Annotated in this window: 20 protein-coding genes; 6 read left to right on the top strand and 14 right to left on the bottom strand. The window is 72.4% G+C overall.

Annotation, left to right across the window (positions count from 1 at the left end; translation table 11 throughout):
* Positions 1-228 precede the first annotated feature (228 nt).
* The 6 genes from DMB66_RS01235 to DMB66_RS01210 form a co-directional block, all read right to left on the bottom strand.
* The gene (locus DMB66_RS01235; RefSeq protein ID WP_125802117.1) at positions 229-612 is read right to left on the bottom strand and encodes a cytidine deaminase; all 384 of its coding nucleotides are present in this window, start codon (positions 610-612) and stop codon (positions 229-231) included.
* Positions 605-1,972 carry a hemolysin family protein gene (locus DMB66_RS01230; RefSeq protein ID WP_125802116.1) on the bottom strand — a complete coding sequence of 456 codons (1,368 nt, stop codon included), beginning with the start codon at positions 1,970-1,972 and terminating at the stop codon, positions 605-607. Before DMB66_RS01230 ends, DMB66_RS01235 begins: the two co-directional genes overlap by 8 nt.
* Positions 1,973-1,977: 5 nt before the next feature.
* Positions 1,978-2,448: an rRNA maturation RNase YbeY gene (ybeY, locus tag DMB66_RS01225; RefSeq protein WP_125802115.1), complete on the bottom strand. Its 471-nt coding sequence runs from the start codon at positions 2,446-2,448 to the stop codon at positions 1,978-1,980.
* An 18-nt stretch (positions 2,449-2,466) separates the two neighbouring features.
* Positions 2,467-3,528 (bottom strand): PhoH family protein, encoded by a 1,062-nt coding sequence (locus tag DMB66_RS01220; protein ID WP_199751710.1) that lies wholly within the window; start codon positions 3,526-3,528, stop codon positions 2,467-2,469.
* Positions 3,529-3,686: 158 nt separating this feature from the next.
* Positions 3,687-5,060 carry a serine hydrolase gene (locus DMB66_RS01215; protein ID WP_125802114.1) on the bottom strand — a complete coding sequence of 458 codons (1,374 nt, stop codon included), beginning with the start codon at positions 5,058-5,060 and terminating at the stop codon, positions 3,687-3,689.
* Positions 5,057-5,404, bottom strand: coding sequence for an HIT domain-containing protein (locus DMB66_RS01210; protein ID WP_125802113.1), 348 nt, complete (start codon positions 5,402-5,404; stop codon positions 5,057-5,059). Before DMB66_RS01210 ends, DMB66_RS01215 begins: the two co-directional genes overlap by 4 nt.
* Positions 5,405-5,427: 23 nt before the next feature.
* Here DMB66_RS01210 and DMB66_RS01205 point away from each other — a divergent pair, with 23 nt between their 5' ends.
* On the top strand, positions 5,428-6,189 hold the full coding sequence (locus tag DMB66_RS01205; RefSeq protein ID WP_125802112.1) for an SDR family NAD(P)-dependent oxidoreductase: 762 nt from the start codon (positions 5,428-5,430) through the stop codon (positions 6,187-6,189).
* A gap of 33 nt (positions 6,190-6,222) precedes the next feature.
* A complete protein-coding gene (locus DMB66_RS01200) occupies positions 6,223-8,613 on the top strand; it encodes a glycoside hydrolase family 3 protein (protein WP_125802111.1) in 2,391 nt (796 codons plus the stop codon).
* A gap of 57 nt (positions 8,614-8,670) precedes the next feature.
* On the opposite strand, the gene DMB66_RS01195 is transcribed toward DMB66_RS01200, so the two are convergent.
* From DMB66_RS01195 to DMB66_RS01185, 3 genes are all read right to left on the bottom strand, one after another.
* The gene (locus DMB66_RS01195) at positions 8,671-9,135 is read right to left on the bottom strand and encodes a hypothetical protein (RefSeq protein ID WP_125802110.1); all 465 of its coding nucleotides are present in this window, start codon (positions 9,133-9,135) and stop codon (positions 8,671-8,673) included.
* Positions 9,136-9,337: 202 nt separating this feature from the next.
* The gene (locus DMB66_RS65515) at positions 9,338-10,264 is read right to left on the bottom strand and encodes a GNAT family N-acetyltransferase (protein WP_125802109.1); all 927 of its coding nucleotides are present in this window, start codon (positions 10,262-10,264) and stop codon (positions 9,338-9,340) included.
* Positions 10,265-10,312: 48 nt separating this feature from the next.
* The gene (locus DMB66_RS01185) at positions 10,313-11,611 is read right to left on the bottom strand and encodes a lysine N(6)-hydroxylase/L-ornithine N(5)-oxygenase family protein (RefSeq protein WP_125802108.1); all 1,299 of its coding nucleotides are present in this window, start codon (positions 11,609-11,611) and stop codon (positions 10,313-10,315) included.
* A gap of 103 nt (positions 11,612-11,714) precedes the next feature.
* On the opposite strand from DMB66_RS01185, the gene DMB66_RS01180 reads away from it, so the two are divergent.
* Positions 11,715-12,668 (top strand): methionyl-tRNA formyltransferase, encoded by a 954-nt coding sequence (locus DMB66_RS01180; protein WP_125802107.1) that lies wholly within the window; start codon positions 11,715-11,717, stop codon positions 12,666-12,668.
* Here the strand turns inward: DMB66_RS01180 and DMB66_RS01175 are convergent.
* From DMB66_RS01175 to panD, 3 genes are all read right to left on the bottom strand, one after another.
* Complete coding sequence (locus DMB66_RS01175) at positions 12,665-13,408, bottom strand: SDR family NAD(P)-dependent oxidoreductase (protein ID WP_125802106.1); 744 nt, start codon at positions 13,406-13,408, stop codon at positions 12,665-12,667. The genes DMB66_RS01180 and DMB66_RS01175 overlap by 4 nt on opposite strands.
* A gap of 178 nt (positions 13,409-13,586) precedes the next feature.
* Positions 13,587-13,925 carry a hypothetical protein gene (locus tag DMB66_RS01170; protein ID WP_125802118.1) on the bottom strand — a complete coding sequence of 113 codons (339 nt, stop codon included), beginning with the start codon at positions 13,923-13,925 and terminating at the stop codon, positions 13,587-13,589.
* 34 nt (positions 13,926-13,959) lie between these two features.
* Positions 13,960-14,379, bottom strand: a complete 420-nt coding sequence (panD, locus tag DMB66_RS01165) for an aspartate 1-decarboxylase (protein ID WP_125802105.1) — start codon at positions 14,377-14,379, stop codon at positions 13,960-13,962.
* Positions 14,380-14,506: 127 nt separating this feature from the next.
* Here panD and DMB66_RS01160 point away from each other — a divergent pair, with 127 nt between their 5' ends.
* Both DMB66_RS01160 and DMB66_RS01155 read left to right on the top strand, forming a co-directional pair.
* The gene (locus DMB66_RS01160; protein ID WP_125802104.1) at positions 14,507-15,523 is read left to right on the top strand and encodes an ABC transporter substrate-binding protein; all 1,017 of its coding nucleotides are present in this window, start codon (positions 14,507-14,509) and stop codon (positions 15,521-15,523) included.
* A 392-nt stretch (positions 15,524-15,915) separates the two neighbouring features.
* Complete coding sequence (locus DMB66_RS01155) at positions 15,916-16,569, top strand: DUF6082 family protein (RefSeq protein WP_125802103.1); 654 nt, start codon at positions 15,916-15,918, stop codon at positions 16,567-16,569.
* 3 nt (positions 16,570-16,572) lie between these two features.
* On the opposite strand, the gene DMB66_RS01150 is transcribed toward DMB66_RS01155, so the two are convergent.
* Entirely contained in the window at positions 16,573-16,752 is a 180-nt protein-coding gene (locus tag DMB66_RS01150; protein ID WP_233624206.1) for a hypothetical protein, read from the bottom strand.
* 263 nt (positions 16,753-17,015) lie between these two features.
* On the opposite strand from DMB66_RS01150, the gene DMB66_RS01145 reads away from it, so the two are divergent.
* A complete protein-coding gene (locus tag DMB66_RS01145) occupies positions 17,016-17,768 on the top strand; it encodes a hypothetical protein (protein ID WP_125802101.1) in 753 nt (250 codons plus the stop codon).
* Here the strand turns inward: DMB66_RS01145 and DMB66_RS01140 are convergent.
* Positions 17,769-25,009: amino acid adenylation domain-containing protein (locus DMB66_RS01140; RefSeq protein WP_148112713.1), on the bottom strand; the 7,241-nt coding region annotated here is incomplete at its 5' end. It abuts the gene before it with no gap.

The raw sequence follows: 25,009 nt of genomic DNA, 5'->3' as shown, positions 1-25,009 counted from the left end.
GCCGAACCCGCCCGTCACCCGCCGCCGCCGAACCGCTCGCCCGAACCCGCCCGTCACCCGCCGCCGCCGAACCGCTCGCCCGAACCCGCCCGTCACCCGCCGCCGCCGAACCGCTCCCCCGAGCCCGCGAGCCACCAGCCGCAGCCGTCCTCTCGCCGTCACCGCGAACCCCAGCCTTCCGGCCATCCCCGCCGGCCGCCTTCGCGCGGCTCGACTCCGGGGTGGCGGTCACGCCGTCACCGTGCCCAGCAGGGCGCCGGTCGGGGACGCCACGTGCACCGGGGCGTCGGCTGCCAGGTCGCGCACCGCCGCGTGCCCCGCGCCGTCCAGCGTTGACGCCTCCGTCACCACCGCCGCCGCTTCCAGTTTTGTCGCGCCCGCCGCCACCGCCGACGCCACCGCGAGTTGCAGGGCCGTCACCGACAGGCTGGGCAGGACGACGGTCGCCGCCGCGTAGGTGCGACCGTCCTGGTCACGTACCGCTGCTCCCTCGACCGCGCCCACCCGGGCGCGGGCGCCGCGGGCCAACGTGACCAGCTTGGCGTCCTCGGCGGTGAGTTCGCCCTCGGCGGCGGGGACAACGGATCCGGCGGAACTGGTCTGGTCAGGCATCAGCGTGCTGTCTTTCCTCGGTCTCGGGGGCGTTCTCGGTGTCCTCAGCGACGGCTGAGGCGGGCTCGACGCGGCACACCAGCACCGAGTCGATCCGGTTGCGGCGGCCGGTCGTGCCCTCCGCGATCAGGTGCAGGCCGCCGACGTCGACGGAGGCGCCCGGGATCGGCACCCGGCCCAGGGTCTGTGCGAGCAGGCCACCGACGGTCTCCACCTCGTCGGCCGGCAGCTCGACGTGGAAGATCTCGCCGAGGTCCTCGATCGGCAGCCGCGCGGTGACCCGCACCGCACCGCCGTCGAGATGGTCTATGGGCGGGCGTTCGACGTCGTACTCGTCGGTGATCTCGCCGACGATCTCCTCGAGGATGTCCTCGATGGTGACCAGGCCCGCCGTGCCACCGTACTCGTCGACGACGATGACCAGGTGGGTGCGGGCCGCCTGCATCTCCGACAGCAGGTCGTCGACCGGCTTGGACTCGGGCACGAAGGTGGCGTTGCGCATCAGCTCGGCGACCGGCATGGCCGAGGCGGCCGGGTCGCCGTTCTGGGTGCTGCGGACGACGTCCTTGAGATAGAGCACGCCGAGCACGTCGTCCACGCTCTCGCCGATCACCGGGATGCGGGAGAAGCCGGAGCGCAGGAAGAGGTAGAGCCCCTGCTGCAGCGTCTTGGCCTCTTCTATCCACACCATCTCGGTGCGCGGCACCATCACCTCGCGGGCGATGGTGTCGCCCAGCGCGAAGACGGAGTGGATCATCTCGCGTTCGCCGTGCTCCACGACGCCGCGCTGCTCGGCCAGGTCGACCAGCTCGCGCAGCTCGACCTGGCTGCCGAACGGGCCCTCGGGGAAGCCCTTGCCGGGCGTGACCGCGTTACCGATCAGGATCAGCAGCGACGCCAGCGGGTTCAGCACCCGGCCGAGCCAGCGGACCAGCGGCGCCGCGGCCTTGCCCACCGCGTACGCGTGCTGGCGCCCGACCGTGCGCGGCGCGACGCCGACCACGACGAAGCTGACCAGCGTCATCGCGCCGGCCGTGACCAGCGCGGCGCGCCAGCCGACGCCCCAGCTGTCCACCGCGACGAGCGCGACCAGCGTGGTCGCGGTCAGCTCGCAGAGCAGCCGGAGCAGCAGCAACAGATTGAGGTGGCGGACCACGTCACCCGCGACGGCTTCCAGGGCGGCCGCGCCGCGCTGACCGTCGCGGGCCATCTCCGCGGCGCGCGCCGAGGAGACCGCGGCCAGCGCCGCGTCGGTCATCGACGCCAGGCCGGCCAGGAAGACCAGGACCGCGGCGTAGGTGACCAGTTGCACGTCGGGCAGGCCGCTGGCCGCTCCCGCCGCGAGTAAGGACGGCTCCACGGGGATCAGCCGGCCCGCCGTCCGGAGCGCCAGCTCTGCAGCAGCCTGGCCTGCAGCGCGAACATCTCGCGCTCCTCCTCGGGCTCGGCATGGTCGTAGCCGAGCAGGTGCAGCACCCCGTGCACGGTGAGCAGGTGCAGCTCGTCGGCGGGGGTGTGCCCGGCGGGGGCGGCCTGCTTCGCCGCGACCTCGGGCGCGAGCACGATGTCGCCGAGCAGCGCCGGCTCACCGGTACCGGCCTCGCCGGGACCGTGGTCGATGCTGCCCTCGTCCATGGGGAAGGCGAGCACGTCGGTGGGGCCGTCACTGCCCATCCAGCGATGGTTCAGCTCGGTCATGTAGTCGATGTCGACCAGCAGGATCGAGAGCTCGGCGAGGGGGTTGACCCCCATCTCCTCGAGCGCGTGCCGGGCCACCGCCAGGATCGCGTCGGTGTCGACCTCGACTCCGGACTCGTTGGCGATCTCGATGGACATGTAGTGCTTAACCCCTTATCAGCGCCGGCGGTTCGGGCGGCCACCGCTGGCGGCCCGGCCCGGCACGGCATGGACGGACTGCGTGGCCTGCTGTTCCTGCTCGGCGTCGAAGCGGGCGTACGCGTCGACGATCTCGGCGACCAGCCGGTGCCGGACGACATCGGAGCTGGTGAGCTCCGAGAAGTGCACGTCGTCGACGCCCCGCAGGATCTCCCGGACGATGCGCAGCCCGCTGGTGGTGCCGCCGGGCAGGTCGACCTGGGTGACGTCACCGGTGACAACGATCTTGGCACCGAAACCGAGCCGGGTCAGGAACATCTTCATCTGCTCGGGCGTGGTGTTCTGCGCCTCGTCCAGAATGATGAATGCATCGTTCAAAGTCCTACCCCGCATGTAGGCTAACGGGGCTACCTCGATCGTGCCCGCCGCCATCAGGCGCGGGATCTGCTCGGGGTCGAGCATGTCGTGCAGCGCGTCGTACAGCGGCCGCAGGTACGGGTCGATCTTTTCGTTGAGGGTGCCCGGCAGGAAGCCCAGCCGCTCGCCGGCCTCGACCGCCGGGCGGGTGAGGATGATCCGGCTGACCTGCTTGGCGGTCAGCGCCTGCACGGCCTTGGCCATCGCCAGGTAGGTCTTGCCGGTGCCGGCCGGGCCGATGCCGAAGACGATCGTGTTCTCGTCGATGGCGTCGACGTATCGCTTCTGGCCGAGTGTCTTGGGGCGGATGGTCTTGCCGCGCCGGGAGAGGATGTTGAGGGTGAGCACCTCCGCGGGGCGCTCGGCGGTGCCTTGCTCGAGCATCGCGACGGTGCGGCGGACGGCGTCGACGCTGAGCGTCTCGCCCTTCTCGATCAGCTCGATCAGCTCCGAGAAAAGGCGTTCGGCGGTGGCGTTGTCGGCGGGCGCGCCGGTGATGGTGATCTCGTTGCCACGGACGTGCACGTCGCTGGTGAGGGTCCGCTCGATGAGCCGCAGGATCTCGTCCTTGGCGCCGAGGAGATTCACCATGATCTTCGGGTCGGAGACCGAAATCCTGGTCTGCACCCGAGCGGCAGCGTTGCTGGGATCGGTGCCGGTCATAGGGGCGGCCGTGAGGCCTCAGCCACCTGCTCTCATTCTCGTCCCGCTGGAGCGTGCTGCCTGGTCGGCGGCCGCCTTGGAGTCGTGCCATCGTATCCGGTCGGCGGTACCCGCGCCGAGGCCATTATCGGCTGTTCCGTCCGCCGGCGGGCACCGGGTCAGCCCCGCGAGACCGGCACGCCGTCGAACGTCTCCTGGACCCGGGTGAACCGGTAGGTGGCCCAGTGCATCCGGACCACCCGGCCGCCGGCGTCGCGGGACAGCCTGAGCAGCTCCCCCGCCTCGCGCCCGGAGACCGTCCGGAGCACGTCCGGCTGGTCGGGCAGCGGCCGGAAGACCGACGGCGGCCGGTCGGCGGGCACGTCCACGGCGCGGGCCTGCAGGGTGCCGTCGTGCCAGCTGAAGACGTGCGCGAAGCCCTCGCCCCACCAGGGCCCGAGCACCGAGGAGTAGGCCTCCGGCGCGGCCCGCCCCGGCGACCAGGCCGGGATCTCGGCGGGGTCGGCCTCGACGGCCAGCGCGAGCAGTTCGTGCACCAGGTCGTTGATCTCCGTGGCCGTGCCGGAGGAGCCCAGCACCGCGGCGCCCAGCGCGCCCGGGTTGCCCTCGCCGCCGCGCCGACCGTAGACGCCGGCGAGGAAACCGGGCATCGCGCCGTCGTGCCCGATATGCATCACCCGGCGGCCCTGCGGCGCCAGGATGAGGCCGAGGCCGAAGCCGGCCGCCCACAGGGTGTCGTCGGTGGTGGTCTGCGGCCAGCGCATCTCGTCGACCGTCTCGGGCGCCAGCACCAGCGCGCCCGGGTCGACCAGCTCCGGGGCGGCCAGGAACGCCGCCCAGCGGGCCATGTCGCCGGCGGTGCTCCAGAGCTGGGCGGCCGGGCCCGCGCCGCCCAGGTCGAGCTGCGGCTCGGGCCGGGCGGCGTCGGAGTAGGCGTCCACCAGATAGCCGACGACGGCCGCCGCGGTCGGCTCGACGGTGGTCGAGGCCAGCCCGAGCGGTTCGAGGATCCGCTCGCGCAGCACCGACGCCCAGGTGCCGCCGCGCAGCCTGGCCACGAGCTGACCGAGCACGGCCAGGCCCAGGTTGGAGTAGTGGTAGCGGCGGTTGTTGGGCAGCACCCGCTCGGCCTGGGCCAGGTCGGCGAGCAGGGCGGCGTCGTCCGGCGCGACCAGCACGTCCCACACGTCGCCGTGCGGCTCGCGCTGGAAGCCGGCGGTGTGGGAGAGCAGGCGGCGGATGGTGGCGGTGCCGTGCGCGGGGACGTCGAGGTGGTCCGAGATCGGGTCGTCGAGCTCCAGCAGGCCGTCGTCGCGGGCCTGCATGACCAGTACGGCGGTGAAGGTCTTGGTGACCGAGCCGATCCGGAACCGGCTGCCGGGCTCCAGCGGGTGCTCCGGGTTGCCGGAGGTGCCGACGGTGCAGGTCCAGAGGTCGCGGTCGGCGCGGTGCAGGGCGACCGAGAGCGCGGGCACCCGGGCGTCGGCCTGTACCTTGCGCACCGCGCGCTCCAGGCGCTGCTGCGGCGTCACCGAGAGACCATCGGGCCGAGCGGTTTGCCGCCGACGACGTGCGCGTGCACGTGGAAGACGTCCTGACCGCCGTGGGCGCCGGTGTTGAAGATCAGCCGGAAGCCGTCGCCGGTGAGCCCCTCGGCCTCGGCGACCGCGGCCGCGGCGGCCAGCACGTCGGCGGCCGCCCCCGGGTCGCCGGCGAGCGCGAGCACGTCGCGGTGGTGCGCCTTGGGGATGACCAGGACGTGCACCGGGGCCTTCGGGTCGATGTCGCGGAAGGCCAGCGTGGTGGGGGTCTCATGCACGACGGTCGCGGGGATCTCCCCGGCGGCGATGCGGCAGAACAGGCAGTCGTTGTCCACGACGAAGATCCTAGAGTGAGGTTATGACAGGACGGGCGATCCTCGTGACCGGTTCCTCCCGCGGCATCGGACGGGCGGTGGCGACCCGGTTCGCGGCGTCCGGCGACCGGGTCGCGATCCACCACCGCGACTCGGCCGAGCTGGCCGAGGAGCTGGCGGCCGAGCTGCCGGGCAGCGGCCACGTCGTGGTCCGGGCCGATCTGGCCGACCCGGTCGCGGTGCGGACCATGGTCGATGCCGCGGCGGACCGGCTCGGCGGCCTGGACGTGCTGGTCAACAACGCCGGAGCGTACGGCCGGGCGGACGCCCCGCATCCGGTTTTCGGCACCGGCTACGACCAGTGGCAGGCGATGTGGCGCGACACGTTCGACGTGAACCTGTTCGGCGCGGCGAACGCGGCGTGGGCGGCGGCGCAGCACATGCGGGAGCGTGGCGGCCGGATCGTCAACGTGTCGTCGCGTGGCGCGTTCCGGGGCGAGCCGCAGCAACCCGCGTACGGCGCCAGCAAGGCGGCGCTGAACTCGATGGCGCAGTCCCTGGCGGTGGCGCTGGCGCCGTACGGGATCGCGGTGGCCTGCGTGGCGCCGGGTTTCGTCGAGACGGACATGACCAACGAGCACCTCAAGTCCGAGCGTGGCGAGTCGATCCGGGCGCAGAGCCCGTTCGGCCGGGTGGCCCGGCCGGAGGAGATCGCGGGTGCGGTGCACTGGCTGGCCTCCAGCGAGGCGGAGTGGGCCTCGGGCACGATCATCGACCTCAACGGCGCCTCCTATCTGCGCACGTAGGATCTCCCCAGCCGACGTGATGGGAGCGCTTCCATGGATGACCTGCTGGCCCGGTTGACCCTCGAACAGAAGGTGTCGCTGCTGGGCGGCCAGGACTTCTGGTCCCTGCCCGCGATCGAGGCGATCGGGCTGCGCTCGCTGGTGATGTCGGACGGGCCGATCGGCGTCCGCGGCACCGGCTGGGCCCCCGACGACCCGTCGATCGCCCTGCCCAGCCCGACCGCGCTGGCCGCCACCTGGGACCCGGCGCTGGCCCGCAGGGCCGGGCACCTGCTCGGCCAGGAATCACGGCGCAAGGGTGTGCACCTGCTGCTCGGCCCGACGGTCAACCTGCAGCGCACCCCGCTGGGCGGCCGGCACTTCGAGTGCTACTCGGAGGATCCGCTGCTCAGCGGCGAGATCGCGGCCGGTTTCGTGGTCGGCGTGCAGGAGCACGGCGTCGGCACGACGGTGAAGCACCTGGTGGGCAACGACTTCGAGACCGACCGGATGACCGTCGACGTGCGGATCGGCGAGCGGGCGCTGCGCGAGCTGTACCTGGCGCCGTTCGAGCGGGTGGTGCGGGCGGGCGGCTGGGGCGTGATGAGCGCCTACAACGGAGTCAACGGCGAGCCGATGGCCTCGAACGGGCGGCTGCAGTCGGAGGTGCTCAAGGACGAGTGGGGCTTCGACGGCATCGTGGTCTCCGACTGGCGGGCGGCCCGGGAGACGGTCGCCGCCGCGCTCGGCGGGCTCGACATCGCCATGCCGGCGCTGGAGAACCCGTGGGGCGCGCGGCTGGTCGCGGCGGTGCGCGCCGGCGAGGTCGCGGAGGAGCTGATCGACGACAAGGTACGCCGGGTGCTGCGGCTGGCCGGCCGGGTCGGCGTGCTCGACGGCGTACCCCCGGCGGTGTTGACTCCCCCGCCGGACCTGGACGGCGACGCCGTGGCCCACGAGGTCGCGACCCGGTCCTTCGTGCTGGCCCGCAACGAGCACTTCACGCTGCCGCTGGAGGCGGCGGCGCTGACCCGGGTGGCCGTCATCGGCGCGCTGGCCACCGACGCCCGGGTCCTCGGCGGCGGCAGCGCGCAGGTGGTCCCGCCGCACGTGATCTCCCCGCTGGACGGCCTCACCCGGGCGCTGTCCGGGGTGGATGTCGTGCACGCGGTCGGCGCCGACCCGCGCCCGTTCCTGCCGGCGCTGCCGCAGCCGGCGTCGATCGAGCTGCTGGGCGCCGGGCACCGGTTCACCGTCGGCTCGGCCGCCGTGCGGTGGATCGGCGACCTGCCCGGCGGCCTCGACCCGGCCGTCGTCACCGGCCTGGAGATGCGCACCACGTTCACCCCCGAGCAGGACGGCGAGCACACGTTCGCGGTGTCCGGCTTCGGCTCGTTCGACCTGCGGGTGGGTGCGCGGCAGCTCTATGTCGGCACGCTGCATCCGCCCGGCGCGACCCGCGCCGACCTGCTGCTCTCGCCGCGCGAGCACCGGGCGATCGCGCGGCTGACGGCCGGCGTGCCGGTCGAGGTGGTGCTGCGCCAGAGCATCCAGCCCGGCATGGCGCACACGGTCAGTGCGACGCTGGGCCACCTGGCGCCGGGCGTCTCCGCCGACAGCATGATCTCCGAGGCGGTGGCGCTCGCGGCCTCCTGCGACGTCGCGGTGGTCGTCGTGGGCACGACCGAGCAGGTGGAGTCCGAGGGCTTCGACCGCACGTCACTCTCGCTGCCGGGCCGGCAGGACGAGCTGGTGGTACGGGTGGCAGCGGCGAACCCGCGCACGATCGTGGTGGTCAACGCCGGCTCGCCGGTGCTGCTGCCCTGGGCCGGCGACGTCGCGGCGGTGCTGCTGACCTGGTTCCCGGGCCAGGAGGCCGGTGCGGCGCTGGCCGACGTGCTGCTCGGCGTCACGGAGCCCGGCGGCCGGCTGCCCACCACGTGGCCGCGCCGCGAGCAGGACTGCCCGATCCTGCGGGTGGTCCCCCGCGACGGCCGGGTCGGCTACGACGAGGGCGTCTTCATCGGCTACCGGGCCTGGCAGCGCGCGGGCACCACCCCGCTGTACGCGTTCGGCCACGGCCTGGGCTACACGACCTGGCAGTACGAGACGCTGGCGGTGTCGGCCACCGAGGCGGTGGTGACGCTGACGAACACGGGCGCCCGGTTCGGCCGCGAGGTGGTCCAGGTGTACGCGGGGGCGCAGGGCAAGCCGCCGCTGGGCGTGGGACCGGCCGGCGTGGTGCCGGAGCGGCCGGCGCGGTGGCTGGCGGGCTTCAGCCCGGTCGAGGCCCATCCCGGCGAGACAGTGACGGTCCGTGTTCCGCTGCCGCCGCGCACCTGGCAGGTCTGGGACGCCGGCTGGCACTCGGTCCCGGGCACCTACGCGGTGACCGCGGCGCACGCCCTGGACGACCCGCGGCTGACCGCCACGCTGTCGCTGTAGCCGGGCAGCCGGAACGGGCCCGACCGATGCCGGCCGGGGCCCGTTTCCGCGCGACCGTCAGTTTCGGGTGACCGTCACCTTCAGACCCTTGGCCTTGTCGTTGGTCCAGACGACCGTGAAGCCCGGCCAGTCGCCCTGCAACTGGCCGTCGGCCGCGACCGTGCTGTACATCCGCTCCCTCAGCTGGCCGGGCACCTGCATAGCCTCGAAGACGCAGGTCATGGCGCTTTCAGAGAGACCGGTCGTGGCTTTCTCCCCGGCTCCGTTGGCGGTCAGCTTGCGGTTACCGTCGGAGAGCTTCACGTCCTTCTTGGTGGGATCGCACTTCTGCACCGCGACGAGCAGCGGATCTTGCTCCTCGGCGGCAACGGGCTCCGGCCCGGTGTCTGCGCTGTTGTCGTCGAGCAGCTTGGGCACCAGAACGATGCCGGCGACGACGACAAGCACGGCGAAAATCAGCCACGGGAGCGGGCTGCGTTTGCGCGCGTGCTGGGTGGGAGGGGGCTGGCGGGACTGCGTCATATGGGTTCCTTCGCGCCTGGGGGAGGGGGCGGACGCGCGGACGAAAGTTTGCTCTCCGACACGCTGCAAGACAACGATCACACTGCGAACTGACTAATCGGACTAGTCGACTGTGGAAAATAGTCTTACCAGACCCCTCACAATCCGTCACGCAGAGTTATATTCACCACTGTCGGAGATCAAGTCTTGACGCAGCGCAATCTCAACTGCCATGGAATCCGGAAACGCGGTAGTGGTAGCTGTGCGAATGGGTGAAACCCGCCCGGGCGTACAGATAACGGGCCGCGTTGTTGTCCTCTTCCACCTGAAGGTAGAGCCCGGCGCAGCCGTGGGCCGCCGCCCAGCGCGCCCCGGCGCCGAGCACGGCGAGCGCCAGCCCCCGGCGCCGGTAGGCGCGGTCGGTGGCCATGCAGAACACCCCGGCCCACTCCCCGGTGGTCACGAACATTCCGATCGCGGCGACCCTGCCACCCACCGCGATCCGGACGAACCCGGCCGGGGACGGCACGCGCGCGAGCACCCGCTCGGCCACCGGCGACGTGTCCGCCGGACCGTTGAGCGCCTGATAGGCGGCCAACCAAGCGGCCCCGGCAGCCCCATCGATCACCACGTCCGCCCCGGCAGGAAGACCAGGCGCCACCACGTCCGCCCCGGCGGGAAGACCAGCCACCACCCCAGGCGGCCCAGCGGGAAGACCAGCCGCCACCGTAGGCGTCGCTGCGGCCGTCCGGGTGATGATTTCGGCGGCCGAGCCGGTCAGGACCAGGGTGGGTGCCGCGCGGCGGTAGCCGCGTGCGGCCAGCGCCGCGTCGAGGGCCAAGTGCCGCTCGGCCGGGCTGACCTGGACCAGGGCCGGCAGGCCGGCCGCCCGATAGAAGGCCTCGACCGCGTCCAGCGTGCGTTCCGGGTGCAGCTCCGGGGCCGGCGGCAGCGCCGAGTTGGAACGCTGCCGCGCGACGCCGGGCGTATGGCGCAGCAGCCATCCGGCCACGGTCTCGGAGCGACCGGCCGGCCACGCGGCCGCAGCCGACCGCTCCACCTGAGCCGACCGCTCCACCTGGGCCGACCGCTCTACCTGGGCGGCGCCGAGCGCGGGCGGCACCTGATCGTTGTGCGCAAGATCGGACATCGGCCGATCCTACGCATGAATATGTGATCGGTAAAATATATATTCGCTCTAGACGCCGACCAGGGCGGGCGCCGTCCGGCGGGTCACCACCGAGTCGAGGATCTCGCCGACCCGGATGGCCGTGTTCGACAGCAGGGCCGAGGTGATGCCGTGGGTGTGCTCCGTGCCGCCCTGCAGATAGATGCCCACCCGCAGCCGCGGGTCGGTCGCCGCGCGGTAGTCGCGGTCCACCTTCGGCCGGCCTTCCTCGTCCCGGTGGCACAGGTCGCCGAGCTCACCGAGGACCGCGTACGGGTCGGCCTGGTGGTAGCCCGTCGCGCAGATCACCACGTCCGCCGCCAGCCGGGTGGTCTCCCCGGTGACCAGGGACCGCACGCTCGCCACCACCTGGTCCGGACCGTCGGCCACCTCGGTCATCCGGGACACGTTGAGCATCCGCAGCCGCTGCTTGCCGAGCACCTTCTCCTGGTACGCCCGCCGGTACAGGTCGTCGATCAGATCCATGTCCACCACGGAGTAGTTCGTGTTGGCGTGGTAGCCCATGAGCTGCTGCTTCACGTGCTCCGGCGCGTCGTAGAAGTCGTCGACCGCGGCCGGGTCGAAGATGCGGTTGGCGAAGCTGCTGTCGTCCGCCGGCGAGTAGCCGTACCGGGAGAAGACCGCGCAGATCTCGGCGGTCGGGAACTCACGGTGCATCGTCGCGACCGCCTCCGCCGCGCTCTGCCCGGCACCGACCACGACGATCCGGCGCGGCTCGGTGCCGCGCAGCTTCGGCATGTTGTGCAGCAGGTCGCTGGTGTGCCAGACCCGGTCGGAGGCCGTCACGCCTTCGGGCAGGCGCGGGCGCAGCCCGGTGCCGATGACCAGGTTCCGGGCGCGGTGGGTGCTGAGTTCCTCGCCGTGCCGCGACAGCACGTCGACCGCGACCACGTCGCCGCCGGCCAGGACCGGGGTCACCGACAACACCTCGGTGTCGTAGGTGACCTGGTCGTCCACCTGTGCGGCGGCCCAGGCGAAGTAGTCGTGGAACTCGACCCGCAGCGGGAACAGGTTCTTGTGGTTGATGAAGTCGATGAGCCGGCCCTGGCTGTGCAGGTAGCGCAGGAAGCTGAACTCACTGGTCGGGTTCCGCAACGTCACCAGGTCCTTGAGGAACGAGACCTGCATGGTGGCGTCGTCGAGCAGCATGCCGCGATGCCAGCCGAACGCCTCCTGCCGCTCCAGGAACCGGGCCCGCACCCCGCGATCCGGGCCCTGCGTGTCGTTGTGCTCGGCTACGGCGATGGCCATGGCCAGGTTGGACGGGCCGAAGCCGATCCCCACGACATCGAGTTCAGGTTCAGACATGTCCGTCCCCTCCACGGCGGGGCCGACCTGACCCCAGATTTCGGTTAGCCTAACCTAAGCATCTGCGGGGGCGTCCGCAGCGCCGAGTGAGGGAGAAAAATTCATGCGCGTCGTCATGTTCGGTTTCCAGACGTGGGGGCACCGGACCCTGCAGGCGCTGCTGGATTCGGCACACGACGTGGTGATGGTGGTCACCCACCCGGTCGGCGAGGGGGCGTACGAGAAAGTCTGGGCAGATTCGGTCGCCGATCTGGCCCAGGCCCACGGCGTGCCGGTCCTGCTGCGCGAGCGCCCCGACGACGAGGAGCTGTACGAGGCCCTCAAGCAGGTCGCGCCGGACGTCATCGTGGCCACCAACTGGCGCACCTGGATCCCGCCACGGATCTTCAGCCTGCCGCCGTACGGCACCCTCAACGTGCACGACGCGCTGCTGCCGGCGTACGCGGGCTTCTCGCCTTTGATCTGGGCCCTGCTGAACGACGAGCCCGAGGTGGGGGTCACCGCGCACCTGATGGACGACACCCTGGACGCGGGCCCGATCGTGCTGCAGCGGGCCGTCCCGGTCGGCCCGGCAGACACCACGACGGACCTGTTCCGCAAGACGCTGGAGCTGTTCGGCCCGATCACCGTCGACGGCCTGGCGGCGATCGAGAGCGGCCGCCGGGACTTCGTCCCCCAGGACCGCTCGAAGGCGAGCTTCTTCCACAAGCGGTCGGAGGAGGACATCCGGATCGACTGGAGCTGGTCGGCCGAGGAGCTGGAGCGCCTGGTACGCGCGCAGTCGGCGCCGTACCCGCAGGCGTTCTGCTTCCACAAGGGCCGGCGGCTGGAGATCATCACGGCCGCGGTCTCGCAGGCGGTCTACGGCGGCACGCCGGGCCGCATCTTCTTCCGCGAGGGCGACGGCGTGGCGATCGTGGCCGGCGCGGAGGCCCGCTGCGGGCGCAGCAAGGCGCTACTGATCCGCTCGGTCCGCACGGACGAGGGAGTGGAGCTGCCGGCGCAGGAATACTTCAAGACCATGGGCGGCTACCTGACGAGCCACCCCGACCGCTAGCCGAGGACGAGTCCCCCGCCGACCTCGACGACCTGCCCGGTCATCGCGCCGGAGCCGTCGGCGACCAGGAAACGGACGGCGGTGAGCAGGTCCTCGGGAAGCAGCGTGCGCGGCACGAGCTGGCCGGCGACGATCCCGGCGTGCGGGTTGTCGCCCAGGATCTCGACCTCGCGCTCGGTCAGGATCGCGCCGGGCGACAGCGCGTTGACCGTGACCCCGGCGGGCCCGAAGGACCGGGCCAGCGACCGGGTCAGGCCGACGAGGGCGGCCTTACTGGAGACGTACGACGGCCCGGACGGCCCGCCGAGCGCCACGGTCGCCGAGGTGACGTTGACGATCCGCCCCCAGCCCCGGGCGGCCATGCCGGCCCCGAGCGCCTGCGCGAGCAGCATCGGCGCGGTCACGTTGACGGCGAACGTCTCCTGCCACTCCGCCAGCGGCAGGCCGGCGAGCGCGACGTTCGAGGCGCGGGAGGCGTTGTTGACCAGGATGTCGACCGGGCCGGCCCGGTCGGCGAGCGCGGACACGGCGGCCGGGTCGGCGAGGTCGGCCTCGAGGATCTCGGTGCGGGCGCCACGCTCCCGGCACTGCCGGGCCACGGACTCGGCCTCGCCGGCCGCGTCCAGGTGATGCAGCACCAGCGTCCAGCCGGGCCCGGCGAGCTCGACGGCGATCGCGGCACCGATCCCCCGCCGCGCCCCGGTCACCAGCACCCGTCGACCCGCTGCAGCCTCCGACACAGCAGCAGCCTACGGCGAGCGACCGCCTCCGCGCCGCCGTGCGGCAACAGGCGCAAGGCGGCCAGCAACCGGGCAAATAACCTACGGCGAGCGACGCCCCCGCGCCGCCGTGCGGCAACAGGCGCAAGGCAGCGAGCAACCGGGCGAATAGCCCCCGATCCAGCAGTGAGATAGGGAATCAGTCGGCGTAGTCGGCCGGGTTGAAGACGCGCTCGGTCAGCGGCTCCGGGACGGCCGCCAGGCCGGGGCCGCCCGCGTCCAGCCAGGCGGCCACCGCGCCGACCAGGGTGTCGTCGAGGACGTCGCCCAGGTGGACGAGGCGGGCGCCGGCGCGGCGGGCGGCCGGGGTCGGGTGCACCACGACCACGTTGGAGCGTTCGCAGACGCGCAGGCACTCGCTCACGCGTACCCGGTGCCGGTCGCCCACCGCGCCGCGGATCGCCTCCAGTTGGGCGTCGTGGTCGGTGTCCGGGTGTTTTTCGGCGCTGCCGCAGCAGCAGTCCCGGCAGATCGTCAGCGCGCCCATCGCGATGCCCCCGGCCCCGCGGGGCTCAGTGGACCAGCACCTTGCCGGAGATCTGGTCGTCCGCGCCCGGCACCGGCGCCGCCGGGTCCGAGCCGATCTCCACCAGCTCGTTCTGGGCGTTGACGTGCGCGACCCGGGGCACGTAGTCGGCGCGCTCGCGCTCGTCGACCTGCTTGAACGACATGATGATGATCAGGTCGCCGACCGAGACCAGCCGGGCGGCCGCGCCGTTGATGCCGATCACGCCGGAGCCGGCCGCGCCCTCGATGACGTAGGTCACCAGCCGCGCGCCGTTGTCGATGTCGACCACCTGGACCTGCTCGCCCTCGACCAGGTCGGCGGCGTCCATCAGGGTCTTGTCGATCGTGATCGAACCCACGTAGTGCAGGTCTGCCTGGGTCACGGTGGCCCGATGGATCTTGCCGCCGAGCAGGGTCCGCTGCATGTGTCGTCCTCCTGAGATGGGTGCCGCGAGAGCAGAAAAGGGAGGCCCGGGGGCCGTCGCGGAAGCAAAGATAGCCTAACCTAACCTTAGCAATGATCCAACGGACCCTGAGCTAGGAGCCCCATAGATGAACCGCCGCCTGGGTGGGTGGCGACGCGCCCTCGCCGTCGCCACCGCCGGACTGCTCGCCGCCGCCACCGTCACCGCATGCGCGTCCGATGAGGACAAGGCCGCCACCCCCGCCGCCTCCGGCTCGGCCACCGCGGCCTTCCCGGTCAGCATCGCGCACAAGTTCGGCTCCACCACGATCGAGAAGCAGCCCGAGCGGGTCCTCACCGTCGGCTGGAACGACCAGGACCCGGTGCTGGCGCTCGGCGTGGTGCCGGTGAGCACCCGGGAGTGGTTCACCGAATACCCGACGTACCCGTGGGTCAAGACCGCGCTGGGCGACAAGAAGCTGACCACGTTCTCCGCGGAGCTCAACTTCGAGGCGATCATCAAGCAGCAGCCGGACCTGATCCTGGCTATCTACGAGACGATCAACAAGGAGACCTACGACAAGCTCTCCCAGATCGCCCCGACCGTCATCCAGTCCGCGGACTACGCCGACGAGCAGACGCCGTGGGACGTGCAGACGCTGACCACCGGCAAGGCGCTCGGCAAGTCCAGCGAGGCCCAGGCGCTGGTGGCCAAGGTGAACGCCAAGATCGATGAGGCCAAGGCCGCGAACCCGCAGTTCGCCGGCAAGACCCTGGTGGTCGACTTCGGCCCGGAGAAGGGCCAGCACTGGCTGATCCCGGCCAAGGACCCGCGCCGCGCCCTGTTCGACGCCCTCGGCTTCGCCGCGCAGACCGAGTCCGAGGACGTCAGCGAGGAGCGGCTGGACCTGCTCGACCGCGACGTACTCTTCGTCAACGGCGCCACCAAGAAGGACATGCTGGCCTCCCCCGCGTTCAGCCGGCTCAAGGTCGTGACCGAGGACCGCACGCTGTACACGTCCTTCTCCACCCCGCTGGGCGGCGCGCTGGCCTACAGCGGCCCGAACGCGCTGCTCTACGCGCTGGACATCCTGGTGCCGCAGCTGAAGGCCGCCACCGACGGCGACCCGGCGACCAAGGTCGAGGACCTGTCCAACCAGGCCTGACCGGCGTCGGGCACCAACGGGGGCGGCCATCGGCCGCCCCCGCTCTCATTCTGCCGCGGCCCGATTCTCAGTTCCCGTACGGCGACCATTCCTGCACTTAATGATCGTTAATGGAAATGACAGCTGGATAATTGCCATCCCGCAACCTGCCAGCCGGCAAATCGACACACGGCAGCCGGGCAATCATTCATCACCCATGCGCTAGCGCCCCTTGTCGAGACAATGCAATATGAAGGCAGAGAATAACAAGCGAGCTGTCGCGCATGCGCAACGGTCTCTGCAGGAGTCCCGGGGGTCGTGACGCCATGAAAGAGCCGACGGTCCGCATCGAATCACCCCGGACCACGACTGCGAGCCGCGTCGCCACCTGGGTGGCGCTCATCTGCGGCATCGTGGTCGCCACCCTGCTGGCCGGAGTCGGCGTCGCCGCCGTGCTCGCCCGCCAAGGCGCTTCCGAGGAGTGGCGCACCTGGAGCGACGTGGGCCAGACCTTCGGCGTGCTCAGCTCGATCATCAGCAGCCTCGCCCTGCTCGCGGTGGTGATCACCGCCCGGCAGAACCGCGCGGAACTCGAGCGCCAGCGTCAGTTCCTGACCCACAATCACACGGAACTCCGGCGTACGTCTCATGCCAACCTCGGCATGCTCCACCAGCAACTAGTGAAGATGAGTATCGATGACGAGGAACTGGCGGCCGTCTGGCCAGCAATCGATCTCGATCTGCCCGCGAACGTCAACCGGCAGTTCCTGTACGCCAACCTCATCTATTCGTTCCAGTTCAGGGCCCTGCAGTCCGAGAACTATACCGAGGCGGCGATCGACGAGAGCCTGCGCTACCTGTTCTCCAGCCCCGTGATGCGCGCCTATTGGCACGCCACGGCAGGCGCCCGCGAGCAACTCGACCCCGCCAGCACGGAATTCGCCTTCGCGCAGCGGGTCAACAAGGTCTGCGGCGAGTACGAGAAGGTCGTGGCGAGGAACGGGCGAAGCACTCCCCACGGACCCACCCTGGTGCCGGATCGATCCGACCCGGCCCAGGCGGCGTGAGCGTCAGACGACGGGAATGTCGCCCTGCGCGGCGATCAGAGTCTCACGGGTGATCACAACGATGCGCTCGTGGTCGGCACGGCCCGCGTCCTTCGGCAGAGCACCCTCGAGCATCTCGGTCATGTCGGTCCCGATCACGGCGAACGAGCCGTCACTCAGCTCGAAGATATCGGGACATGTCACGTTATTTAGACTCCCGCGCTCCCGAGGGCTCTTCCCTAGGCGTCGAACGAACTCCACTCGCCTGACCATCCTCTGCTCCGTGCGCACGATTTGCGCCCTAAGTAACTACCACAAAGGAAGCGCGCCACGAACCGAAAACATCGGATCCCGAGCTCAGAAGTCAGGGATGTCCCCCTTGGCGGCAACCAGCGTCTCCCTGGTGATAACGACGATGCGTTGTCACCTTCCACCCGGTCCGCTTCGCGTTGCTGCCCCCTGCCACGATGACCTTCGTGACGGGTGACGTGGTGGTGCGGGAGGTCGGCCGGCCGAAGGTCTCCTGGTGGCAGGTGCTTCGGGTCGTCCTGGTGCTCGGCTGGGTCGCCTGCGCCGGGATCACCTGGTGGTCGGCGCCCGGCGAGTCGAGCGCCGCGCAGGCCCGTGCCGACCTGACGGCCGGCCGGCTGACGTCGTTCGAGTGGGGCGACCGGTGGGAGAGCGACGGTGGCTACTTCAACCCGTTCCAGTCGGGCCTGCGGTCGTCGGGTGGTCCCGGGCCGGTGCTGCTATGGCACACCACCGACGGGCGGCAGCACTATGCCACCGTCGACGGCGGAGGCGCCGGCACGAACACGACGCTGTCCTCGGGGCCCGAGGCCGAGGCCCTCGACGCCGAGTTGCGGGCCTACGACGATGCCCGCGGGCTGCCCGCCGCGCTGCCCCTCGGGGCGATCCAGAACGGGCTCTTCATCGCCGGCAGCGTGCTGTTCCTCTGGGCGCTCATCTCCGCGCCCGACCCGGTCATCGGCACCAAGTGGTTCTGGTTCTGGCTCGTCACCGGCGTGCCGCTCGCCCTGGGTCTGTTCTGGTGGCTGGCCCGGGAACGACCGTGGTCGCCCCGGGCCCTCGGCCGGGAGACGAGGCTGACCGGGTGGATCGGCCTCGGCCTCGGCTTCCTCAGTGGGGTCGCGGTGAGCCTGCTCGTGTGGGGCCTGGACAGTCTCCTCGGCGATGCCCTGGTGCCGGTCCCCCGCTGATCACCACAGCCGCTCGGCCAGCAGCGGCCCGAGGTGTTCCAGGGTGGCCGGGTCCAGCAGCTCCGAGTGGGCGACCGGGAGTTCGTGCACCTCGATGCCGCCGGTCAGCAGCCGCCACGCCGGCGCCGCCCGGCCGGTGAAGCCCTGCTCCGGCACGGTCGCCTCGACGAAGAACACCTCTCCCGGATATACCGGATACTCCGCCGTCGCCATCAGCCGGTCCGCGGCCAGGTAGCTCTCCAGGACCAGGGCGATCTGCTCGTCGGTCAGGGCGGCCACGCTGCCACCGGCCGCCCGGACGAAGCCGACCGCCTCGAGCACCGTCAGGCCGGGGTCGCTGACCGCGTACCCCATCTCGGTGAGCAGGGCCGCGACCGTCGACGGCGCTTGCGCCGCGTCCCGCCGGGCGTCGAGCATCCCGACGAATTCCACGGTACGGCCGCGCTCGGTCAGCGCGACCGCCACGCACAGCGCCAGCGCGCCGCCGAAGGACCAGCCCAGCAGCCGGATCGGCCCGCTCGGCTGGCGCGCCACCACCCGGTCCGCGTGGGCCTCGGCCAGTTCGGTCAGCGATGACGGCAGCTCCCCGCCGGAGAGCAGCGGGGACTGCAGACCGATCAGCGGTACGTCCGCCGGCAGGTACTTCTTCAACCCGGCGAACTGCCAGCTCAGGCCGCTCGCTGGGGCCAGGCAGAACAACGGCGGCCGGGCACCGCCCGGGTGCAGGGTCAGCACCGGCGCGAGCGCGTCGCCGGCCGGGGCGTCGTCGGCCAGCAGCCGGGCCACGCCCGCCACGGTCGGCGCGGTGAAGAGCCGGGCCACCGGTACGTCCACACCCAGTTCCCGCCGCAGCGCGGTGGCGAGGCGGACCAGCAGCAGCGAGTGCCCGCCGAGCGCGAAGAAGTCGTCGTGCACGCCGACCTCGGGCACGTCGAGCACCTCGGCCACGATCCGGGCGACCGTGGCCTCGGTCCGGGACCGGGGTGAGGTGCCGGCGACGGTGACGGCGAGGTCGGGCAGCGCGGCCCGGTCCACCTTGCCGTTCGGGGTCAGCGGCAGCGCGTCCAGCACGTGGCAGACGGCCGGGACCATGTAGCCGGGCAGCGCGTCGTCCCAGAGCCCGGCCGGCACCGTGCCGCCGGTCGTCGTCAGGTAGGCCACCAGCCGGTCGCCGCGGGCCACCACGACGGCCCGGGTCACGTCCGGGTGGGCCAGCGCGACGGCCTCGATCTCGCCCAGCTCGATCCGGAAGCCGCGCACCTTGACCTGGTGGTCGGTCCGGCCGAGGTAGACCAACCGGCCGGCGCGCAGCACCACGAGGTCGCCGGTGCGGTAGAGCCGCTGCCCACCGGCGGCGGCGACGAAGCGGGCGGCGGTCAGCGCCGGGCGGCCCAGGTAGCCGCGGGTGACCTGGGCGCCGCCGAGGTACAGCTCCCCCACCACGCCCGGCGGCACCGGCTGGAGCCGCTCGTCGAGCACGTGCACGGTGGTGCCGGGCAGCGGGCGCCCGATGCTGCCGTCCCAGTCCGCGTCCACGTCGTCGCGGGTGGCCCAGACCGTGACCTCGGTGGGCCCGTACAGGTTGACCACGGCCGCCGTCCGGGCGACCAGGTCCGCCGCGAGCGAGGCCGGCAGGGCCTCGCCGCCGACGAGCGCCCGTACCCCGGTCAGGTCCACGTCGGACGACTCCAGCAGGGCCGCCCAGAGCGACGGGGTCGCCTGCATCGCGCTGACCCGCTGCTCGCGCAGCAGGTCCGCCAGCAGCAGCGGGTCGCGGACCTGCGCGGGCGAGGCCAGCACGATGGTGCCGCCGGCCAGCAGCGGGCCCATCAGCTCCAGCACGGAGATGTCGAACGACAGCGTGGTGACCGCCAGCAGCCGGTCGGCGGCCCCCAGCGGTACGGCGGCCAGGAACGTCGCCAGGTCCCGCTGGGTGACCACGACGCCCTTGGGCCGCCCGGTCGAGCCGGAGGTGTAGATGACGTACGCGGCGTGCTCGGGCTTGACCGCCACGACCGGCGCGCCGGCGGGCACCGCATCCCGGAGGTCAAGAGCCGGGACGCCGTCGAAGGCCGTGTCGCCGATGACGGCGGCCGGTCGCGCGTCGGAGACCATGTAGGCCAGCCGGGCGGCCGGGAAGGCCGGGTCGAGCGGCAGGTAGGCCGCGCCCGCCTTGGCCACGCCGAGCACCGCCACCACCAGGTCCGCCGAGCGGGGCAGGTTGATGCCGACGATGCTCTCCGGGCCGATGCCCCGGGCGGCCAGCAGCGCGGCGACCGCGTCGGAGGCCCGGTCCAGCTCCGCGTAGCTCCAGCTGACGCCGTCGGCCACGAGCGCCTCACCGTCATGCCGGGAAAGCGCCGCGAACCACGGGCCGAGCGTCGGAACCGAGGCCGGATCGGACGGACCTGCCGCCTGAGCCGCAGCAACAGCGCCGGCCGCGAACGACAGCTCGTCGCGGTCGGCGGCGGTCAGCAGGTCCGCCGAAGCGACCAGTTGCCCCGGATCCGTGGCGAAGGCGGCGAGCAGGTTGGTGAGCCGGTCCAGCAGGCGCCGGGCGGTCTCCGGGCGGAAGCGGCCCGCGTCGTACTCGCAGGTGACCTCGACCCCGTCCGCGCCGCCGTCGATGAAGGTGACGTTCAGGTCGACCTTGGGGTCGGCCGCCACCTCGGGCGCCGGCAGCGCCGGCAGCCCCAGCACCGAGCCGGCGTCCGCGGGCCGGTGGAAGTAGCCGATCATCGCCTGGAACAGCGGGTTGCACCCGGCCGCCCGCGGCGGGTTGACCAGCTCCACGACCTGCTGGAACGGCACCCCGGCGTGCTCGAACGCGGCCAGGTCGGCGGCACGCACGCGGCGCAGCAGCTCCGCGAAGGTGGGCTCGCCGGACAGGTCGGTCCGCAGCACGATCGTGTTGACGAAGAAGCCGACCAGGTCGTCCAGGGCGGCGTCGCCGCGGCCCGAGGTGGGGCTGCCGATCGGCACGTCGGTGCCGGCGCCGTGCCGGGAAAGCAGCACGGCCAGGGTGGCGTGCAGGGCCATGAAGAGGCTGGCCGACTCGGCGCGGGCGATCTCCCGCAGCGGGTCGATCAGCGCGGCGGGCAGGGTGGCGTGGACCAGCCCGGCGGTCTTGCGTCCCGGGCCGCGCGGGGCGTCGGCGGGCAGGGTGATCTCGTCCGGCAGCCCGTGCAGCGCCGAGCGCCAGTGGTCCAGCTCGGCGGGGTCGTCCGCGAGGGACAGCGCGTAGTCGGCGTACTGCACCGGCAGCGGGGTGAAGGCCGGTGCCCGGCCGTCGAGGCGGGCGAGGTAGGCGGTGCTCAGGTCGCGCAGCAGCGGGCCGTCGGACCACTCGTCCATCGCGATGTGGTGCAGCACCAGCGCCAGCACCGTGCTGTCGCCCTCGGCGACGACCGCGGCCCGGATCGGCAGCTCGGCGGCCAGGTCGAAGGACCGGGCGACCAGCTCGGCCACCGGGACGTCGACCAGCACCGGCAGCGTGGCCGGCGGCTCGGCGATGTGCTGCGCCGAGCCCGAGATCAGCGTGCGCAGCACCTCGTGCCGGGTCACCACGTCGGCCAGGGCCAGCGAGAGCGCGGGCACGTCGATCTCGCCGGCCACCCGGACCAGCAGCGGGTAGTTGTAGGCGCTGGAACCCGGGTCGAGCTGGTCGAGCAGCCAGAGCCGCTGCTGCGCCGGGGAGAGCGGCAGCACGTCCGGGCGGGCCCGGGCGGCCAGGGCGGCCCGCGCCGGGCCGGTGGTGGCCCGGGCCAGGCGTTCGGGGGTACGGGCGTCGAAGAGCACCCGCAGCGACAGGTCCCCGCCGAGCTCGGACCGGACCCGGCCGAGCAGCCGCAGCGCGGTCAGCGAGTGCCCGCCCGCGTCGAAGAAGTCGTCCTCGACCCCGACCGACGGCAGGCCCAGCACCTCGGCGAACAGCTCGCAGAGCCGGCGCTCCCGGTCGTTGGCGGCCGGCCGGGACTCGGTGGCCACCGGGGCCGGCACGGGCAGCGCGGCGGTGTCGAGCTTGCCGTTGACCGTCAGCGGCAGGGTGTCCACGACGGCGTACAGCGACGGGACCATGTAGGACGGCAAGCGCTCGCTCAGGGCGGCCCGCACCACGGCGGGTGCCACGGAGCCGACCAGGTAGGCGTGCAGTGCGCCGTCGCGGGCGAGCACCGCCGACTGCCGTACGCCGGGCACCGCGGAGACGGCGGTCTCCACCTCGCCCAGCTCGATCCGGTAGCCGCGGATCTTCACCTGGTCGTCGGTGCGGCCGAGGAAGTCCAGGTTGCCGTCGGAGCGCTCGCGGACCAGGTCGCCGGTGCGATACATCCGGCTGCCGGCGACGTGCGGGTCGGCGACGAAGCGGTCAGCGGTCAGGCCGGGCCGGTTCAGGTAGCCGCGGGCCAGCCCGGCGCCGGCGATGTAGAGCTCACCCGCGACGCCGGGCGGGACCGGCCGGAGCCAGCCGTCCAGGACGTAGCCGGTGGTGTTCCAGATCGGCCGGCCGACGGTGGCGGTGGCGCTGTCCGCCGTACCGCCGCCCAGGGTGTTGATCGTGTATTCGGTCGGGCCGTAGAGGTTGTAGCCGACCACGCCCCCGGTGTCACGCAGCACGGTCCAGAGCTTCTCGGAGACGGCCTCGCCGCCGAGCAGCACCAGGCACGGGCGGTGGTCGCCGGCCAGCAGCCCCTCGTCCAGCAGCGCCTGCGCGTACGTCGGGGTCAGGTTGACCACGTCCACCCGATGTTCCGCGCAGTAGCCGACCAGGGCCCGGCCGTCGCGGCGCAGTTCCTCGTCGGCGACGTGCACGTGGTGGCCCTCGACCAGCCAGAGCAGCTCCTCCCAGGACATGTCGAAGGAGAAGCTCACCGTGTGCGCGATGGTCAGCACCCGGCCGCCGGCCGCGGCGACCGTCGGCGCGAAGATCGCCTCCCGGTGGTTGAGCTGCATGTTCGTCAGCCCCCGGTACGGCGTCACGACACCCTTGGGCCGCCCGGTGGAGCCGGAGGTGTAGATGACGTACGCGGGCCGGTCCAGCCGCCCGGGCGTGCCCGGGGCGAAGTCGGCCAGCCACGGCTCGCCGACCTCCTGGTAGAGCCCGGCCAGCGAGTCCAGCACGACCAGCGGCCGGGCGTCGTCGATCATGTCCTGCCGGCGCTCGGCCGGCAGGTCCAGGTCCAGCGGCAGGTAGGCGGCGCCGGCGCGCAGCACCGCGAACAGCGCCACCACCATCTCGATGCCGCGCGGCAGGGCGAGCCCGACGATCGTCTCCGGTCCGGCGCCGAGGTCGCGCAGGCCCCGGGCGACGGCACTGACCCGGCCGTCCAGCTCGGCGTAGCTCAGCGTCACGCCGTCGTGGGTCAGCGCGGCCCGGGCCGGCGTGTGTGCGGCCTGCGCGGCCAGCATCTCCGCGATGGTCAGGTCCGGAATCGCGCCCGCCTGCCCCAGCAGCGCCGGCGCCCCCGCCAGCGGCACGGCCGCCACCGGCGCGTCCACCTCCAGGGTGTGCAGCACCTCGGCGAAGCGGTCGAGCAGGGACCGGGCCTCGGCCTCGCCGACCACGTCCGAGCGGTACTCCAGGCGTACCCGAAGCTCCCGGCCCGGGGTGACCACCCAGGTCAGCGGGTAGTGAGTGGCGTCAACGGCCTCGACCCCGACGATGCCGTGCTCGGTCTCCAGGTCGGTGAACGTGTCGTCGGCCAGGAAGTTCTGCAGCACGTACAGGCTGTCGAAGAGCGGGCCGCGCCCGGCCGCGCGCTGGATGTCGCCCAGGCCCAGGTATTCGTGCGGCATCAGCTCGACGCGCTCGGCCTGCACCCGCCGCAGCACGTCGCGGACCGGCTCGGCGGCGGCGAAGGTGACCCGCTGCGGCACGGTGTTGAGGAAGACGCCGACGACCTCCTCGATGCCGTCCAGTTCGGTGGGCCGCCCGGCGACCGTGGTGCCGAAGACGGCCTCGGAGCGGCCGGAGGCGTGGCCCAGCACCAGGCCGAGCGCGGTGCTCAGCACGGCGTTGAGGGTGACGCCGGCGGACCGGCTCAGCTCGGTGAGCCGGGCGGTCTGCCGCTCGGTCAGCCGCACCCCGAGGCTGGTGGCGAGCACCGGCTGGGTGCCGGCGGCGGCCGGGTAGAGGATCGTCGGCTCGCCCAGCGCGTCCGCCCAGGCGCGGGCCGACGCCTCGGTGTCCTGCCGCCCCAGCCAGTCGAGATAGTCGGTGAAGCTCGCGCTCTGCTCGGCGATCGGCCGGCCCGCGTACGCGCCGAAGAGGTCGCGCAGCACCAGCTCGCGCGACCAGCCGTCCCAGAGCAGCAGGTGGTAGGTGAACAGCAGCCGGTCGCGCCCGCCGGGCAGCCGCACCACGGTGAGCCGGGCCAGCGGCGGCGCGGCGAGGTCGAACGGCCGGGCCCGGTCGGCGGCCATGACCGCGTCGAGCCTGCTTTCCTCATCAAGATCGACAACGTCGGCCGTGCGGCCCTGGTCCGAAAGATCAATAACCTCGACCGATGCCGGCACCTCGGTGCCGAGGATCGCCACCGCCTGGTCGCGGCCCTCGTCGGTGAAGCCCAGCCGGGTGGCCGGGTGCGCGCGCAGCACGGCCGCGAAGGCCCGTTCGAGCGCCGGGACGTCGAGCCGGTAGCCGACGTCGAAGGCGTTCTGCGCGATGTAGACATCCGCGTCCCCGGCCAGCTTGGCCTGGAAGAACAGGCCGTCCTGCAGCGGCGACAGCGGCCACTCCTGCTCGGCCGGCGCGAGCGCCGCCGCCCAGCCGTCCGCGATCGCCCGGGTGGCGTCCAGGCCGAGGCCATCGTCGGCATAGGTCAGGACCGCGTGCAGCTCCGGGCCGCGGGCCCAGACGTTGATCTCCAACAGGTACGGCGTGCCGAGGTCGTCGTCCGGCCGGACCTTGATGTCCTCGTCGGCGGCGGCCCAGTCCCCGCTGTCGTCGGCGAACCGGCCCAGGTAGTTGAAGAGCACCTGGGGCGTGCCGAGCCGGGCCAGGGCGGCGGCCGAACGCGGGTTGACGTAGCGCAGCAGCCCGAAGCCGAGACCGTCGTCGGTGCGCTCGGCGGGCAGCCGGACCGGGGAGATCGAGGTGAACCAGCCGACGGTACGGGACAGGTCCGCGTCGCCGATCGGCTCGCGGCCGTGCCGTTCCAGGTCGACCAGCAGCTCCGCGTCGTGACCCCGCCAGCCGTTGACCGCGGTGTGCAGCGCGGCCAGCAGCTTGCCGGTGACGTCCC

The sequence above is a fragment of the Actinoplanes sp. ATCC 53533 genome, assembly GCF_003947245.1.
The sequence above is the reverse complement of the archived record's forward strand: the minus strand, read 5'-3'. Positions and strand labels throughout refer to the sequence as shown.